This window comes from Hydrogenoanaerobacterium saccharovorans, assembly GCF_016901815.1.
GTDB lineage: Bacteria > Bacillota > Clostridia > Oscillospirales > Ruminococcaceae > Avimicrobium > Avimicrobium caecorum.
Window position 1 is genome coordinate 95,423 of record NZ_JACSNR010000010.1, and the last position, 17,403, is coordinate 112,825.

General features: G+C 53.6%; 12 protein-coding genes. All 12 read right to left on the reverse strand.

Annotated elements, in window-relative coordinates; all coding sequences use genetic code 11:
• Positions 1-241: 241 nt before the first annotated feature.
• A complete protein-coding gene (locus tag H9X81_RS10485) occupies positions 242-1,009 on the reverse strand; it encodes a hypothetical protein (RefSeq protein ID WP_204721820.1) in 768 nt (255 codons plus the stop codon).
• 18 nt (positions 1,010-1,027) lie between these two features.
• Positions 1,028-1,708 carry a DUF5697 family protein gene (locus H9X81_RS10490; protein WP_204721823.1) on the reverse strand — a complete coding sequence of 227 codons (681 nt, stop codon included), beginning with the start codon at positions 1,706-1,708 and terminating at the stop codon, positions 1,028-1,030.
• 516 nt (positions 1,709-2,224) lie between these two features.
• On the reverse strand, positions 2,225-2,506 hold the full coding sequence (locus H9X81_RS10495; RefSeq protein ID WP_204721825.1) for a hypothetical protein: 282 nt from the start codon (positions 2,504-2,506) through the stop codon (positions 2,225-2,227).
• Positions 2,496-5,357: a hypothetical protein gene (locus H9X81_RS10500; protein ID WP_204721828.1), complete on the reverse strand. Its 2,862-nt coding sequence runs from the start codon at positions 5,355-5,357 to the stop codon at positions 2,496-2,498. Before H9X81_RS10500 ends, H9X81_RS10495 begins: the two co-directional genes overlap by 11 nt.
• A gap of 26 nt (positions 5,358-5,383) precedes the next feature.
• On the reverse strand, positions 5,384-6,742 hold the full coding sequence (locus H9X81_RS12030; RefSeq protein WP_204721830.1) for a peptidoglycan DD-metalloendopeptidase family protein: 1,359 nt from the start codon (positions 6,740-6,742) through the stop codon (positions 5,384-5,386).
• Positions 6,721-7,029: a hypothetical protein gene (locus tag H9X81_RS10510; RefSeq protein WP_204721832.1), complete on the reverse strand. Its 309-nt coding sequence runs from the start codon at positions 7,027-7,029 to the stop codon at positions 6,721-6,723. The genes H9X81_RS12030 and H9X81_RS10510 overlap by 22 nt, the downstream gene beginning before the upstream one ends.
• Positions 7,030-7,462: 433 nt before the next feature.
• Positions 7,463-9,598 carry a hypothetical protein gene (locus H9X81_RS10515; protein WP_204721835.1) on the reverse strand — a complete coding sequence of 712 codons (2,136 nt, stop codon included), beginning with the start codon at positions 9,596-9,598 and terminating at the stop codon, positions 7,463-7,465.
• 31 nt (positions 9,599-9,629) lie between these two features.
• Positions 9,630-9,920 (reverse strand): hypothetical protein, encoded by a 291-nt coding sequence (locus H9X81_RS10520; protein WP_204721837.1) that lies wholly within the window; start codon positions 9,918-9,920, stop codon positions 9,630-9,632.
• Between the two features lie 132 nt (positions 9,921-10,052).
• Entirely contained in the window at positions 10,053-10,502 is a 450-nt protein-coding gene (locus H9X81_RS10525; protein ID WP_204721839.1) for a hypothetical protein, read from the reverse strand.
• 165 nt (positions 10,503-10,667) lie between these two features.
• Positions 10,668-15,374 (reverse strand): SpaA isopeptide-forming pilin-related protein, encoded by a 4,707-nt coding sequence (locus H9X81_RS10530; protein WP_204721841.1) that lies wholly within the window; start codon positions 15,372-15,374, stop codon positions 10,668-10,670.
• Between the two features lie 187 nt (positions 15,375-15,561).
• Complete coding sequence (locus H9X81_RS10535; RefSeq protein ID WP_204721842.1) at positions 15,562-16,668, reverse strand: CAP domain-containing protein; 1,107 nt, start codon at positions 16,666-16,668, stop codon at positions 15,562-15,564.
• 178 nt (positions 16,669-16,846) lie between these two features.
• A complete protein-coding gene (locus H9X81_RS10540; protein ID WP_204721844.1) occupies positions 16,847-17,125 on the reverse strand; it encodes a hypothetical protein in 279 nt (92 codons plus the stop codon).
• Between the last annotated feature and the right edge of the window lie 278 nt (positions 17,126-17,403).

Genomic DNA, 17,403 nt, shown 5'->3' on the forward strand with positions numbered 1-17,403 from the left:
CTACGCCCTCCTTACGGGGTATGTCGAAAATCCCGGTTTTGTTGATAACTATGCCGGTTTTTACTGACCTGATAGTGTACAAAACGGTTTTTCCGCTTTTGTGAATATGTGTAGTATAAATTCTGTATAGTTTGAATAATCAATAGAAAATGTACACTATCAGGGCAAGCTGCTATTTGCAATGTACATCATCAGGACGGGTATTGCGTACAAATTGTGTGCTATCATGGCATACCGAATTTTAGAACTGGTCTAAATTATCCTGGGCCTCCTTTCTGGGTTCGGGCTGCTCATAAAGGGAGAAATCAAGCTGCCGGAAGATCTCGTTTCGCCGGCGCATCGGCCCTATGATAAATTCAGTACGGAATTGTGTATCCTCTACTCCCATCTGCATAAAGACACAGGAGCGGGGACTATCGTTGAAAAGCAGTGAAGATTGAAGGGCATTCAGCGTAGCGGAAACCTCGATGTTGTCATAGTCACGGTAGCGCCTCTGGACCTGCTTCAGGGTGAAGTGATGCACCAGGACAATGATGACAGGCCCCATACGAAGCATCCTGCCATGCTCGCCGGCATACCGATCCTGGAAGAAGCGGACAGCCTGCGACACTGACTCTGGCAGCGTGTAGCTGTACTTGGTCTTGATTGGCAGGAGCGTAGGCATCTCGACCCTGAGTACTTCGCTCTCTTCATCATAGCTGATATGGATGTCATCGGATATGCTCAGTTCTTTGGCATGAGAAAACCAGTCCGGTCCCGATTCTTCCTGCGAAACCATGTCAATGAGACTGCGGTATGAAGTGCGCAGGTCGTGGATGTACTTCTCGGTCGCCTGGGCCATCTGTGCAATGACATCCTCCGGATCGGAAGCCATAGGAAGCGTCTGGCAGAAGGCGTTCAGGCGGCGCTCGTAAAGATCGGTCCGTTCCAGTTCCCATAGAAGTTCTTCAGACATGGGACTTTTGGCATTTTCAGCAAGATCCTTCAGTAATTTCTGATACTTTTTCATTTTGCGACTCCTTTCATCTTACCCCTGGCTGCAAAGCCGACAGCTTCCGTTCTTCTCCAGGACATAAGCATAGGCAATAGAGGGGGATTTGATTTTTTCAAGCTGTACTTCCGATTCCAGAAGCAAGATATAGCGCTCATTGCGGATCATCTCGACTTCCTCATCCGTCAGTGGGTAGCTGTTGGCCTGATTGAACTGCAAAAGGTGTTCGTCCCGGATCCGGTTGTCCAGGTAAGTCTCTGCGCCCGAGGGACAGTAGGCGATCTGATACCTGCGATCCTCCCGGTGCATCACGATTTGTCCGACCCGTTCTGAGCCGAGCGACGGATAGTGGAAATCCGCCTGGGGCAGAAAGAGAAGCAGAAGCCACATACAGCGCTCCAGGGGCAAGTAACCCGGGTTGTTTATGACTTCGGCAATATCCTGAGTCCGGCTGGAGAAAAAAGTGCGTGTCCCGGGGTCATACCAACACCGCCGCATCTTCTTCTGGAACTGCTGGAGCATCCGCTTTGCCGTCTGCGGATCGAACCCATCCTCCCCCTCACCGCCCGCTACTTTACTGACGATTTCATAGAGTCGAACAATCTGATCCCGGTGCACATGGCCGTAGGTAACGATCAGGTCCTCAATGTACTCATTCCGGAGGCGCCGGTCTTTCTGAATATATCTCTGCCTATTAACCAAACTAAGTCCTTCCATGGTGTTTCCTCCTCTGTCTTTACAGCCTTACGGGGGCTGTTTCTCATGGGTGCAGTGCTTCATTCCAGTTGTGCGCACAAAGAAAGAACGCCCCGGGCGTTTGTGCGTACAAAGAACCCGAAGGCCGGGGTTTATGCGCACAAACCAAACCGAGGGCCGGGGTCTGTGCGCACATTTCTCTGTTTTGTACGCACAAACAAGAATTTTTTTGATTTTGTGCGTACAATCAGGAACCATTCAGGTAAATAAAGGGTCTTTTGTGCGTACAACCGGTGCGTTTGTGCGTACAATCAGGAAATAAAATGGATTAAAAAGGATTTGTGCGCACATTTTGCCGCCCCGGGGGCTTTTTGTGCGCACAGCCCTTGCCTGGGCCTCTTTGTGCGCACAAGCCTCCGCTGGTGGGGTTGAATCTTGTGCGCACAAGTTGCCGCCCTGGGGCGAATCCTGTGCGCACAAGCGCCTGTACCTATGAGAAACAGCCCTGAGTATCTCTCAGGGCCGCCTTCTGTGACTCTATTCTTCTTCTGCCAGGATCTCCGGCTCTTCACCTTCTCCCTCGCTGGCGCCAGAATGGCGCCGCTGCATCTCCTCCTCCATAATACTTGAAGTCTCCCGGTTGTCCGTGGTGATGAGGCGGTGTTCCAGCTTCGAGGAAATGATCCGGATGGGCACGCTGTTGCCGCTGCCGGTCAGCAGCGCCTCCCCAACTTCGAGGTTCATAATGGTTGCCTTCTCACTGGGCCGCAGCCCCAGAATGTCTGCCAGCTGGTTCAGAGCGCTCGTTTCAGTTGACATTATCATTCCCAGCGGGCTTGAGTTCAGAATCGCCGGCGCCATACCCACGGTAGGTTTTGTACATCTCCAGGACCGCCTGCGCCGCCATCGGCGGGGCACCCTTTCCGACCAGCTTCCAGATCTCATCGATGAAGATCCGCTTGTTTACCGTCCGGTCCTCCTTGACCTTATCATTTACAAGGTCAAGGGCAATGTAAATCGCTACTGGAAGCATCTTCGTATTATGTTCAAAGGCGCCCAGGTCCAGGACCGTATACATATTGTCCAGAGAGACATTGGTTGGTTTGGAGAAGTTTGAGGCGGAACCGGTGACATACTTTGACAGGATATTGCGTACCCGCTCCATACGGGCGTCACCTGCAAGCTCATCATAGAGATCCCGCAGCGTCGGCATGGGCCGGTAGTTCTCCGGGTCCTCCGGGTCAGCCAGGGAGCGGTTATCGTCTGTAATCCCGTACTTCCGGTAAGTTTTGATGATATGACCGTTCAGGAGCTGCTCCTCCTCGTTGGACAGATCTGGGATCATTATCTCAAAGAGCATTTCCAGAGAGGCGATCTTCTCGGACAGAATACTCTCTTCTTCTTCCTCTTCCCCGTCCAGGTACTTCGCCACCAGAGCAGCCCGCTCACTGGTCTTGCGAATTTCCATGACATTGATACAGCTCGGTGACCCGGGGCCAATGCGGATCAGCTGCCCGCCCATCGCCTTACAGCTGCGGCGGAACTCCTTGCCTTTGAGCGGTGCGATGATGATAACCTGGATCCCGCTCATGCGGGTGTGCATCGCCTGGATCAGCATATTGTAGGTCTTGCCGCTGCCCGAGGAACCCACAATGAAGGTGTGGGGCGCCTTGTAGCGGGACGAATCGAACACATTCGGCATTACCAAGGAGCCATTGGAGAGGTTTACACCCATGAGGATTCCGTTCTCATCCATCAGCTCATAGCTCGCATAGGGGTAAGTCGATGCCGCACCCATGGTGAGCATGTTGCGATGTCCCAGCCGGAAGATTGCCGGCGGCACACTGCAAAGCGGCAGCACTCCCAAAAAGGCGTCCTCCTGATGGTAGTTCGCTGGAAGGCAGCGCAGATCCATGTCCTCCATCATCTGACTGACTTCCCGCATCCGAGCAAAAAGCCCTTCTTCTGACATGGCAATCACTGTAATAATCGTCGTGACATAGAAGAAGTCCTGCCCTTCGCTCAAACCGCTCTTGATCGCATCTGCGGAATGGCTCTTACGCAAAAGCCAGTCATAGGTGTCTGAGTTGGTGGACTGTCCCTGCATCATACCGGATGAAAGGTTAATCTGCCGGCGGCTGGCCAGGCGGATCTTGTCCCGGTCCCCACGGTTGAAGAATACATCGACATCAATGCCTCCGCCAGCGTTGATGATATTGAACAGCCAACTACCGCCCACATAGCTCCTATACCCGTTGGAAGGAATATAGAGATAGCCGTAATACACTCCATCAACGACCACATACTTGGGGCTTGTCATGTCTATCTTGAGGGGGGCAATGAAGTCTGTCGCAGTCAGCCGCCGGTCCCCTTCAGCTGCCTGATCGTAGGCATACCGCACCTTGTCCTCAAAACTCATGCCAGCCACATTGAAGCGGTCCAGAAGGGAGAACAGGCAGTCGTAGATGTAGTCCACTTCGCTCTGTTCTGAGGTAAATTCGTAAACGACATTTCCACATCTTTTGAGCTGTTGCTTGACTCGCTTTGCGGCGTTTTCCAATTCAAACTTCCTCTGCTTATCGGTGGTGTTCCGGGTCGCAGTGCTTTCATCAAATTCAAGTACCATCAGGAACTGCCTGGTGACGCCGTTCTTGGTCGCATTGGTGCTAAGAGTGTTGATGTAGTCCTTCATCATGGCGATGAGGTTCTCATCCGTCTCCAGCTCCATTTGCCGCTCTACCCGGTCGATAAAGCCCTGCACATCTGCGGTCTTGGCCATCGTCTTGATCTGGATGTTCACCGGGCAGCTCCGCAGCAAAATGCCAAAATTCTCAATGGTCTGATTCTGCTGCTCTGCCGAGAGCATCTGGTAGTTAATGGGCGCCACAAACAGGATCTTCAGATACCGCCCACCTTTCGTAATGATACAGCGATCCTCGATCCGGTCGATGGGAATAAACTCCTGCGTCGAGACCTGCTTCTTGGCATCATACCGGGCGTCAGGCACCTTCGGGATCGACCGGACATAGCGCTTGCGGAAGTCCTGCTGGATACCCTTCCGGGCCTTCCTGGACAGCTTCTCCCCCGCCGCTATGCGGCGCTCGATCTCCTCCTTGGCAAGCTCATCGGCATGGGCAGTCTCGACCTTCTGCTTTTCCTCCAGCCGCTTGCGCACCTCGGCATTTTCCTCCTTGGTCTCTGCCTTCTCTTTTTTGTCCCGCTCCTTCTGAGCTGCCTTAACCTCCTTGATTTCATTCTGGATACCCTTCTTCTCTTCCTTGCTGCCGGCATCCTTCAGCTTTCTCTCCAGCTCCTGCAAGCGCTTGTCCAGCTCGTCCTGCGGAACATCTTCCTGCTTCTCGAACTGGTACTCCATGACTCGGCGGGACCGGCGGAAGTTCATGTAGGTCTTGAAGAACTGGGACAACGACTCGCCATTGTACCCCACCAGAGCCAGTATTCCGACCGGAAGGCAGAACACAATTATCAGGATCAGCTTGATCCCTATGTCCTGCACCGGGATCAGGTTCCAGATCAGCAGCGCCGGGATCAGCGCCAGGATCGCCGCCTCGATCCAGTTTCTCGCCGGCAGCCCGAAAGCCGAAGGCCCATCAAAAATATTGATGGGGATTTCATAAACGGCATAGCGTTCATCTTGCGGATTAGCCAAATTCTATCTTCCTCCTTTTACTTGGATCAGTCATAGGGACGCAGATAACTCAGATACTCGAAAAATTCCACCGGGTTCTGAGTCACATCTCCCACATGGAGCTGAAAATGCAGATGCGGGCCGGTGGAAAGGCCGGTCGAACCGACATACCCGATTACATCGCCGGCACTGACCCGATCTCCAGCCCGGTAGCTGCCAAAAGCACTCATGTGGCCATACATCGTAGCCACCGGCTCCCCATTGCTGTCCCCGTGATACACAACTATGTAATTTCCAAAGCCGTTCGGCATCTGTGCCGTAAACAGCACGACCCCATCCATTGCGGACAGGATCGGGGTCCCCGTCGGCGCTGCGAAATCGATGCCGGTATGCCAGGGATCGCTCGCAAACTGCCGTGGCCCATAGTGGCTCGACATGGGCGGATGGTCATACCCCTGCAGAGGGAACACAAAGGTTCCACCAGGGTCATACTCCATCCCGGACACTTTATCTTTCAGCTGCACCAGGGCGTTTGCGATGTTGTTGCCCACTGTGCCGCCCTGGATAGCGTCAGTGTAGTACCCGCCGTCTACCCACATACCAAAGTATTCATCACTGGTCGAGCCAAACAAGTCCGCAAGGTAGTTGGCCATTTCCGCTGCACGGTCAATCTGATCCTGATTTGCCCCTACTTTGTCTGCGTAAAAGGCTATGCCCCGGCCCTTGAGATCATAGGTGTAGTCAATAGTCACATGGGCAATGCGCCTGTAATACGGCAGGCCGTCCGGTGTATGATACTCGATTTCTTCCACCCAGGTATCCCCAACTGTGATACTGTACAGATCCTGCTGGATAAACTCCTGCCAGAACCCGTTCCACTTGGAATCGATCCAGGTCGTAAACTCACTGTACCAGCCGCCGGTGATCTTGTCCGCTACACTCTCGAAAATTGATGAAAACCAGTTTTTCTTTTGCGTGTCAATCAGGCTCAGAACCAGATTGATATTGGACTGTGCCGCTTTCTCATACTCTTCCACTGATCTCAGGAACAGCGTGCTTTTATGAAAGACCAGTGAATCATAGTCGCTGCTGTCCAGGAACGAACTCAGCTTGTCTCGCTCAGAGTCCTGCATCCTGATATGAGGGTACAGCGACGGCGGCTCTGTGACACCGGATACGCTTCCTCCAGCCTCAGCAAAGATCTTCGCTGTGTCCGCTTCAGCGGCTTCCTGCGCCCTCCAAATATCGTTGAGGTACTCATCTGAGATCATGTTGTAGTAGTTGTTGTAGGTCTCTTCAAGTACTTGCCGGTTCACTGTGGCGTCCGGATTATCAAACAGGAACGACGGGATACTCATGAAAAAGACCATGCAGACCGCAATCATCAGCGCAAAGCAGATAGCCACCTTGAGTATCCCCGGCAGGACCAGACCCGCTGCCGCTCCTGCCGCAGTTCCTGCCGGACCAGCCACCGATCCGGCGGTTGCCCCAGCGGCGGCTCCCGCAGCGGTTCCAGCCGATCCGCCGGCAGCCGCCCCAGCCGCAGTTCCGGCCGCTCCTTCCGCAGCGCCGGCAGATCCCGCCGCTGCTCCTGCTGTCCCTGCTGATCCTCCAAGCCCCGCTGTCCCTGTTCCGGATTCCGGAAATCCTGTTCCAAGGTCGGAAAGGCTGCCAGAACGCCCAGGTGCGCCACGGGAGCTGCCCTCCAGCGATGAGTCGGGTGATTTACCACTTGAGTCTGAGGCCCCTTGGCGGCCCTGTGAGGGGCCTTCTGGCCCGCCTCGTGCCTGATTGGCGGTTTGTCCTGTTTCATCTGTTTTTCCACCTGATTCGCCAGGCTTTCCGCCCGCACCATCAGCTTTATCGCCAGAGCTGTCTGGCTGGGCCGAGTAAGAGCTTCCCTGCCCTGGCTGGTAACCAGGGCCGTTTCCCCTTGAGATCCCTTCTGGGGCCTCTGGATGGCCTTGTGGACGATTGTGCGGTTTGGAGGAAGGACGGGAAGGGAAGCCCAGGTCTTTCGCAGTGTTTAGCCCTGTACGGAAATCATCCGCCATCTCTTCCCCTGCCTGCTTACTCGGTTCGCCATTGTCCATGCTCATGTGCCCTCTCACCTTCTTTCCATATCATCACCGTTTGACCTTGCTTCCATATCCAGGCACAGATCCAACTGCCTCGTCCTTCATCTTGCCAGCCCGGTTGCTGTCGATCGTTCTGACGGTCTTGTTTACCGGGTTGTTCATCTCGACAAAATGCCGCAGGACTCTCTGCGCATTGCTTACAGCCGCCGGATCCTCGGGATCTACGGTAGCGTGCATTTCTGCCAGGGACTGATTTCGACCAAACGGTATCGTGGTAGAATCCGTGTCACTTGCTTCCATAGGAATGACATAATAGCCACTCTTGCCGGTTCCATCGCCGACCATTCCCACTGCCCGGGACCGATCGAACCGTCCCGCTCCTTCTATCGCTTCCTGCGAATCCACCGCATTGGTGTGAACCATCTTAAATGCGACTGAGTTGCCGTCCTCATCTGTGTAGACGCCAGTGGCTATACCGCCTTCCACACTGTCAAAGGTGACGAAGGAGTCATCCTCGTACTTCTGCCCGGAAATGAAGGAGCTGTCACCATCGTCGGTGAAAGTAAATTCCTTCAGGTGGGGATTGTCAAACGCTGTGACGCCATTCATGGCTGCCGCTGCTTCAGGCCCCCGATAAGATGCAACCGGGGTGTACTTGCCATTTCCAGAAGTGATTCGCTCTGCACTGGTGGCCGCTGCACGAACCGCGGAAGTGGTGAGGCTGCTTTGGTGGATCTTACCCATGTTCTTGGGGTTGCCAAAGTGTTTGTTTGCCAGCTCATTTTGCTCACCTGCCGATGCCAGAACGCCGCCATTGACATAGTTCGTCTTGGCTGCCGTACCCTTCAATCCGGCGGTGATTCCTAAGCCGTTTGAGGTATCTTCGGTATTGGCACGGCGCTGGAGGGCGTTCGAGATCGCCTGCTGGCCCTTCATCACCTGCGAGGCTGCGCTGTCTCCAGAACGGAGCAGGGAGCCGGCACTAAACATGGCATTACCGTTCCCATGCCGCATCGTGTTGAACAAGCCAAGTTTGGAACCAGCCTGGGAGGCAACTTTCGATGCACCGGATTTGACGCCGTTCGTTATATCGTTCGACATGGAGCTGACGGCAGCCTTTATGCCGCTGACTGTACGGTAGCCACCTGCTGAGCGTGCAGCTGCATTCATATTTCCAACGGCGTTGCCTGCCGCACTGGCAAACCGTGACGCATAGCTGCCCGCAGAGCGTGCGGCGGCGCCCATGGTCCCAACAATGCCACCTGCAGCATTTGCAACCCTGGCCGAAGAGAGAAGATGGCTGAAGCCGCTGCCCAGGGAGCTGACAAGGTTTGGCCCGGTGTGAGCCGTATTCAGTCCAGCGATTCTCAGCAGAGTATCGAGCCGGGTTGCAAAACTCAGAAACGCATATCCGAACATCAGGATTGAAAGAACCGGGATATAGGTCGATTCAACCACCATTCCTCCAAGGTTCTCCATCAGCACCTGGCAGTAGCTCAAGAACATCCTCACCGTAAGAGTATTGAGCAGGATCAGGAGAGACTGGCCAGCAAACGCACGCATCCATGTAGATGCTATGTCCCGGCTCCCCTTGAAGGCCGCAGTCGATACAAAGAGCGGACCGATCAGGCAGATGAAGCAGTAGACGATGTAACGTTCAACCAGCTCCCCCAGCAGCAGTATAAAGCGGTATCCGAGCATGATGATCGCAATGATATAGATGATTGCCAGGAATCCGTTTTTCAGCCCGACTCCATCGATCACGAGACTTGCAACCATCGTGCTTGCCCAGTTTTCCTGATCCATCACTGAAGGGCCAAGCGGAAGATCTTCCACATAGTTCAGTGTGATTTGGAAGAACTGGATCACTATGTCGATGATGTCCGGCAGATTTATCACTACAAACCACGCCAGGATCACCTTGCCGATCACATGGATCGGATTTTCATACTCGACACCAAAAGGCGCCACTGTGCCCTTCGCCAGGTTCCAGACCAGGCCGGCACACAGAAAAAGCAGCCCCAGTGCGGTGAATACCCCACTGGCTACATCCGCAAAAGGGAATATTTCAAGGAAGGTTGTCATGCTGTATCCGATCGACCCCATCAGAGCTACAACCAGCCAATCGATAAAGTTGATGAATAGCCCTAAGAAGAAGCTGACGATACCCATTAAAATTCCCAACTGCTATCCCCTCCTTTCCCGCATCGCCGAATCAAATTCGGTTTCCACGCTTGCCATGGGAGTCCTTATAGCTCGCTGCGGTGTTGACCGATCCCATGAAGATCTCCCGGATACTGGGGACACAGAAGATCACCGCAATGACCGAGATCAGGCAGCAGTTCATGGAGAACCGGATGGGCGACCGTCCAAGCAGGCTCGACAGGAACCCTTCCTGCGGGAGAATATCATGCAGGAACAGCGAGTAGGCCGCAAAGCCGACCAGCGATGCAATGATAGCCACCGAGATGATGAGAATAATGCTTTTCTTTGTTGTGCTGCTCAATTAGAACAACTCCTTTCAAAAATATTATTTATTGAAAAAGGCTCGGTCGGATGACCAAGCCTGTTTCAAGCTCGCCCTGGGAGGTTAGGGCATTATCAGTACTGTTTTTTACTGGGAATCTACCACTACTGGTTATACTTCACCAGTTCCAGTCCCGCCGCCGGCAGACGAATTGAAGATCTGCGCAACGGTATCCAGGAACGCAGGACACAGCAGGAAGAAGATATACGCCAGGATAATGGTGCGAAGCGCCGCCCAAACTGCGGCGGTAGCCCGTGCGTTCCACAGCGGCACAACAACCAGGCCGATCATACAGAGCGAGATCGAAAGAGTTACGACTGTAAGAATAACATCCTGAACCTCAGTCAGAAGGGTCTGGAAAGCGTCCATGAGCTGAACGAACAGCGGGGTGCTTGCCGCATTGGCAGTGGCGATATTAAGCACGATCATGCCGAACATCGCTGCCCCCATGGCCATCGTAACTGTGCGCTGCGATACCGGATTTGTAAGATAGCAGCCAAACTTGATGAAGTCAGCTGCGGCGTTTTTGGAATACCGCTTTGCTGCGGCAATAATTTCCATTCTATCACTCTCCTTTTTTCAATCATTACCTTTGAGGGGGTGCGGCTCATATCCTCCCTCACACTCGCCGCACCGTACCCTCGCACCGTACCGTCCCCTGCTTTCCGGCGGCGGTACGGTGCGGGGACACGGTTGTGTCCTCGCTTGTTTTGGGCTGTTCAGGGGTTATACTGCCTGAGTGTCAGCGCCGTTCTCAATATACTTGCGGTACTCCGGATACTGCTCGAAGAAGTTCGGCCCGCCTGTCTGCGGCAGCGGCTTCTTGCCACCACTGCTGCCGCCCTGTCCGGGTTCTCCCTTGTAAACCACAGTGATCCAGGTATCCCGGTCATATACCCACTCACCGTTGCGGCGTCCGCCCACATCGGTGGTGTTCGTAAACCGGTATCCGTCCTCAAGCCCTTCATTTACCTGGACCTTGATGTACGGCTCGGTTTCGCTGGTGAAGCCTGCCGGTACGGTACCAAACTCCAGCTTGAAGTCGGTGACATACTCGGTGGAAGCCAGGCCAAGCGCATTTGCTGTCAGGTCGATGTTGTATTCGACATTGCTGTGCAGATTGCGCTCAATTCGCTGCCAGCCGGACTTCTTGTTGGTCTTGATGTAAACATCGTAGGTGAGGTCATTGCTCCAGGTGCCTGTGTTCAGCGACTGGATACGGACTGCGTCCGTCGGGAGCTGATCCCTCCAGTAGAAGTCATCCAGCTCGCAGTTGGAGCGGTTGGCTACCACCGGGAAGGTATACCGGATCACTTCGCCCGACATAGTCTCTGCCACGCCGCTCTTCTCAACCGCCACCTCAAGATCTACCGGGGTGTTCTCTACTCTGAAGCGAACCAGGTCTCCGCTGACCTTGAGTTCTGCGTAGAAGGGTTTTCCATCGGTGTAGAAATACTTTGGCGACTGTACTTCCCGAATCACAAACTTACCCAGGGGAAGATCCTTTGAAGTTGCGATGCCGTCCCGGTCGGTCACGATCCGGTCTACCTTTTCGAGATTCTCATTAAAGATGTCGAATACCGCCCCTTCCAGACCGTCACCCTTCTTGTCGCCGGTGATCTCGTTGTAACCGCTGGATACCTTGACGATCTGGATATTTCCGGTTGCCGGCTCGTTCTCGATCTTCAGCTCCGTGGTTGATCCAGACTTTACCTTGACGGTGTAGACCGTATCGTCAAGCACATGGTCCTTCGGCGCCTCGATTTCCCGAAGTTTATATGTGCCGCTCTGGAGCGAACTGCCGAAGATAATCAGTCCGTTCTGATCTGTGGTAAATTCGCCCAGCAGATTGTCCTTGCTGTCGTACAGCAGGAATGTTGCACCATACAGGGGTTCGCCGGTCACTGCATCCACCTTGAGAATGCGAAGTGTTCCCATCGGGGCGTTCTTGATCTCAACGGTGGTTGTCTTGCCGCCGACCAGCTCGACCATCTTTACGGTGTTGTCCAGGACGAAGCCGGAGGGCGCCTTCTGTTCCTGGATATAAACGGTTCCGGAGGGAAGGCTGCCACAGAAAATCTCGCCCTGGGCATTGGTGGTGTAGGTTCCGATCTCCAGCCGGTCATGGTCGTAGATCTTGAACACAGCACCCTCCAGCACCTGTCTGGTCTCTGCATCGATCTTGACGATCCGCAAATCCGAGTACGGGGTGTTATAGACTTCCAGAATGTTCAGCTTTCCGCCTTCCACCTCAACAATCTGCGGAGTGGGGTCCAGAATGTACCCCTCCGCCGCCTGGGTCTCTGTCACCAGGTACCGTCCCGGGGCAAGGTCCGGAATGAAGAAGGTACCGCTTGCGGAAGTAGTGTATTCTCCCAGGTCCTTCTCACCGCTTGCATTCAGCAGCTGTTTTACATTGAACCGTGCTCCGGCTACCGGCTTCCCGGTCAGGCTGTCCTTCTTGATGATCTCCAGTCCGGGTTTGGAGGTATTCGTCAGCGTCACGGTTGTGGACTGTCCGGCTGTCAGATTGACGGCATGACGGGTGGTGTCCAGTACATACCCATCCGGCGCCTTTGTCTCTGTCACAAAGACAGTTTCTTCCATCAGTCCCTCTGTTTCGGTAATCTCGATCTTGCCGTTTTCATCGGTGGTGTAGGTGCCGATCAGCTCGCCGTTCGCCTTTTCAATGCGGAACTGTGCGCCGCCCAGCGGCTTCATCGTATCCACATCCCGCTTTTCGATGATGAGGGACGGGTTCTTGAAGTTCTTGACCTCAACGGTGTGAGTCCGGCACTCCTGGAGTACGATCTCCTGGCGGTAACCAGAGTTACCGTATCCAGCCGGGGACTGTCTTTCTTCGACAATGTACGCACGACCGAGTTCCAGGTTTTCCAGCAGAGCTGTACCGTCCTCCCCTGTTTCAATATCCCAATACTGGTTCGTGATGGTATCCGTAATGCGGAATACCGCTCCCTCCAGCTTGATGGTCGAGTCATTGCCGTCAACCTTGATGACCTCGATCGCCGGCTTCTTCTTGTTCACGAAAGTGACGGTGTACTCCTTGTTATCGTCCTCGGTCGAAATGTAAATCGACTGGATTGGATTCTCGTCCAAAAGGAACCCAGTCGGAGCCTGGATCTCTTCGATTATGTAGGTATCAGTGGAAAGGTTTCCACGGTAGATCAGGCCGTTTTCGTTCGTCACATCACGGATCAGCACCTCACCGGAACCACGGCGCAGCTCAAAGACTGCTCCTGCCAGCGGCTTTCCGTCCTGATCCACCTTGCGAATGAACAGGCCGTCCTTCTTGTAGTTACGGATTTCTACATCAACCACATCACCGCTCTGGAGCGGTACAGTCTGGATTTGATCGTTCAGTGTGTACCCTGCCGGTGGCTGCGATTCCTGAATTGTGTATGTACCTGCAGGAAGGTTCTCAAACCTGGCCTGTCCGTTTTCATCGGTTGTCAGAGTCCGGTCGATACTGGATGCTCCCTCATCTACACCGCCCAGGTCTGCACCCTTCAGGTGAATGACAGCACCTGCCAGTACCTCACCTGTGTTGGCATCACGCTTTGTGACAATAATATCGCCAGAGTCACGGGTATTCACGAAAGTGACCGTTACCTCCCGGTCGCCTTCCACAAAGTCCGAGAACTCTTCCACCTGCGGCTCGCTTTCCGTCCGCTCCGTGGAGATATTACCCTCTTCATCAACATTCGTAACAATCGTGACAGTCCAGGTCTCCACATGAGTTACACGGGTGTAGGTCGGGCTGACAGTCTCGGTTTTGGGGGTGGGGTCCAGTTCATAATACTTGGGCGCCTTGGTCTCTTCCACAATGACCGTGGCTGGGTCGTGGTTGTTTTCCGGGTGCGTCCAGGTAAACAGCCGGGAACCGCCGTCTACCTCCCAACCCTCTGTTACCTGCTCGCTGCCATCACTGAACTTCACCGTGATCTTGAACTGGGCGCCGTCCAGCGGTCTGCCGTCCTGATCTTCCTTACGGATAGTGATCTGTCCGATCGCATCCGAATACTCGTAGGTCTTGGACTGGTGAACCTCTGTTACAATATCTCCGTCAGGTGTATCTTCTCCCTTGGGATTCACAAAAGTCACTTCAGCAGGGTTCTGAGGAGTATTTTCTTCCTTTACATCCACTACCTGGCTCGGCGTATCAGACAACTGGTACCCCGTCGGTGGAGCCGTTTCTGAGACAGTGTACTCACCTACTTCGTTTATGTACACCATAATTTCGCCTTTATTATTTGTTTTCAAGCCAGTTTTATTGAATCCAGAAGGGCCAGTCACACTGAAAGTTGCTCCTGAAAGGGTTGCTCCTTCCTCATTCTTCTTGATGATTTTGAAAGCATAACGGTTTTCTACCGGCTGGCCTATGGTATACACGATGATGTTCTGTGTGTGCGGAACATCTGTGTTTGTATAGATCCAGTAGCGTACATTGCTGGTATCTACATCGGGATCAAGGAGATCTTCGTTTGCGCCGGAAGCGCCCCAGTCAGTCACGCTGGAACTGAGCAGCTCGGCCCAAATCAGAGACTGGGCGGCGATGTAATCCGCCCGGTTTTTGCTGGATGCCTCATAGCTGGCGAGGATCTTCTTGATCTGCTCATCATTGCCCTCGCTATCCTGGACATAGTTGCCACCAGGCTGCTGACCGTTAAACTCTGCACAGAAGGCATCTTCGCCATCGTAGGTGATGCGATACAGGTCTGCATAGAAGTAGTATCCGCCAATCCAGGTCAGGTTAGAGCCATCTCCTGCACCGCCCCAGTTGTACGGTGTAAACTCTACTACACCGCCGCCACCGTCTCCAGCGCCCAGCGGAACAGGCATAGCCATGGTTGCTTCTGCCGCCGCCCGAAGGTTTGCTGCCCAGGGCAGCTCAACGCCGTTGACTGCGGGAGGTTCAGTGCCTTCCCCAGGGACAGCGGGAGTCTGCCCGTTTCCTTCCGGAAGATCCTGATCGGGCTGCTCGCCGCCCTCCGGGGTTTCAGGCAGGTTCTGGTCGGGGTTCTCCGGATCAGTCTCAGGCTTTTCTCCCTCCTCGGGGACTTCGGGGTTCTCGCCCTCTCCGGGAACTTCCGGATCAGTATCAGGATCTTCTCCCTCTCCCGGGATTTCCGGGTCCGGATTCTCACCATCCCCAGGGGCTTCCGGGTCCGGGTCGGGCTTTTCGCCTTCATCGGGATTTTCTGTGCCCTCATCCACGGGCGGAATCACCTCGATATTGTCCCAGCCCGATCCGGTTTCACCAGACAGGGGATCGTCAATCAGGCCGGCAGAACCGCCTGTGACTGTCATACTTGAGTCAGCCGCATAGGTCGTCACCTGGAACGAGCTGACTGCCATCATTGCTGCCAGAAGGAGCGCAAGCGCCCGTTTTGCCAGCCTCGGCTTTTGTGCCATATAGGTACTCTCCTCTCATAGTTTCTGTTTTGGGATATGAAAAAGCCCCTCCAAGCGCTTAGAGGGGCGGTCCATTTCTTCAGGGGGACCGGCAAGAGATCCTGGTTTTTGTCATTGTTCAGCTCTCCTTTCGGGTATAAAAAAAGCACTTCCGAAGAAGTGCTTTCTGTGTTCTTATTCGTTTGTCTTAGGCGTTGGCGTCCCAGCCAATGAACTCCAAAACCCAATGGAGCTTTCCATTTGCCTTATACACACCAACGCCCATGCAGTTGCCATAATCAGAGTAATCAGCCAAAATGGTTTCTCGGTGGCCCTTTGAGTTCATCCAAGCATCCACAACTTCTTCTGGAGTTTTTTGACCCATAGCAATGTTTTCAGCAAAAGAATAATGACTATACATGGTGCCATCATCACCATTTGGGCGTGTGTGAGAGAATTTATCTGACAATTCCTCCGCTCGAATTTGAGCGTATTCCATCGCTGTGTCATCCATAACGAACTTCGGCATACCGTTGGCAACACGCTCTTCATTTACCAGATCGAATACTTCTTGGCGAAGGTCCTCAATATCCACCTCCCCGGAGGAGCTGGAAGAAGAACCGCTGCTGCTCGATCCAGAGGAGCTGCCACCATCCAGACCCCGGTAGATGTTGAAGTTCTCGACAAACCATGCCTTCTGCTCATCAGCTTCAGCGTAGCTAAGTCCATTCTCATTGATGATCGTTCCCAGGTACTGGGTCGGAATATCACCAAGGAGTTTTCCATCTGCGGAGTAGAAGTAATAGGCACTCTTGCCGTTCAGCGTTGTGCCAGTCACCTTTACTGCCGGGGTGGTAGAGTCCTGAACATTGACTGTGTACTTAGCCAAAGGCCCCTTGCCGCTACTGGTGTTTGTTTTCTGGGTTGTGGGAGTGCTGGTAGTAGACGAAGGCGCCGAGGCCTGGCTGCTGGTCTGGGCAGTGTTGCCGGCAGCTGTCTGCGTATTGCCCTGGGCTGCTGTGCCAGTACCTGTACCTGCGCCGGTTCCAGAAGTGGTTTCGCCATTGGCGGCACTGGTATCGCTGGAAGTGCCGGACTCGGCATCTTCCTCGGATTCACCTTCAGCTTCACCGTCTGTTTCACCCTTCAGTTCATCCAGCTCTGCCTGGAGCTGCTCATTCTGCTCTTTTAGTGCATCGTACTCCTCCTGGGTTACGCTGCTGCTGGAGTTTTCTTCTGCCGGCTGCTGGTTGCAGGCGGTCAGGCTCACCGCCATCGCTGCCGCAAGCAGCACCACCAAAATCTTTTTGCTCATATATCTCTCTCCTTTTGTGGGTTCAGTGATTGATCGGGTTTTATCCCCTACACTTTCATTCTATCCGCCCCACATGGCAGGGTCAACCTGGTTTTTTGAAGCAAACAGGTTTTTTTCACAATTTTTTTGTGCTGCCAAATCCCTCACGGGGCGACAGAATACTCTTCCCTTGCAACGCTTAGTTTTCTCCAAACATATCGTCAATTAAGCCATTATCAATCATGTAAAGTGCCATTTCGCACACCCACTTTTCCAAACCACTGAGCAGAAATATCACAGCAGTCATCGTGAGAAAGTTCCAAAGCGTATAGTCAAACGGGGAAAGCCCAAATATCGTCATTTCCAGTTTCCACGGGATAAGGCCAACACAAATTATCATACTGGAAAAACTTGCGAGCTTCCAGGTTTCAAAAAATAACCACAGAGAATACTTCAAAATGATTTTTATCTTTTCCATCAAACAGTTACCTCCTCCTTCTGACATTAACTTCGTGTCAAATTGACACGAAGTTAAGATTTTGTCCTGGCACCCGGGAGCTGACCCTCTGATTTGCTTTCCCCTGGTGGCGTCTCTGGCTGCCCTGGGGCGCCCTCGACTGCTGGGCCAACTTCGTGTCAAATTGACACGAAGTTAAGATTTTGTCCTGACACATGGAAGCTGGGCCTATGTTCTGCTTTCCCTGGGGCGTTTCTGGCTGCCCTGGGGCGCTCTCGATCGCTGGGCCAACTTCGTGT

Excerpts from the sequence above, each read along its gene's own strand:
- H9X81_RS10530 (WP_204721841.1), bottom strand. The coding sequence starts at position 15,374 with ATGGCACAAAAGCCGAGGCTGGCAAAACGGGCGCTTGCGCTCCTTCTG.
- H9X81_RS10490 (WP_204721823.1), bottom strand. The coding sequence starts at position 1,708 with ATGGAAGGACTTAGTTTGGTTAATAGGCAGAGATATATTCAGAAAGAC.
- H9X81_RS10540 (WP_204721844.1), bottom strand. The coding sequence starts at position 17,125 with ATGGAAAAGATAAAAATCATTTTGAAGTATTCTCTGTGGTTATTTTTT.
- H9X81_RS10525 (WP_204721839.1), bottom strand. The coding sequence starts at position 10,502 with ATGGAAATTATTGCCGCAGCAAAGCGGTATTCCAAAAACGCCGCAGCT.
- H9X81_RS10485 (WP_204721820.1), bottom strand. The coding sequence starts at position 1,009 with ATGAAAAAGTATCAGAAATTACTGAAGGATCTTGCTGAAAATGCCAAA.
- H9X81_RS10495 (WP_204721825.1), bottom strand. The coding sequence starts at position 2,506 with ATGTCAACTGAAACGAGCGCTCTGAACCAGCTGGCAGACATTCTGGGG.
- H9X81_RS10535 (WP_204721842.1), bottom strand. The coding sequence starts at position 16,668 with ATGAGCAAAAAGATTTTGGTGGTGCTGCTTGCGGCAGCGATGGCGGTG.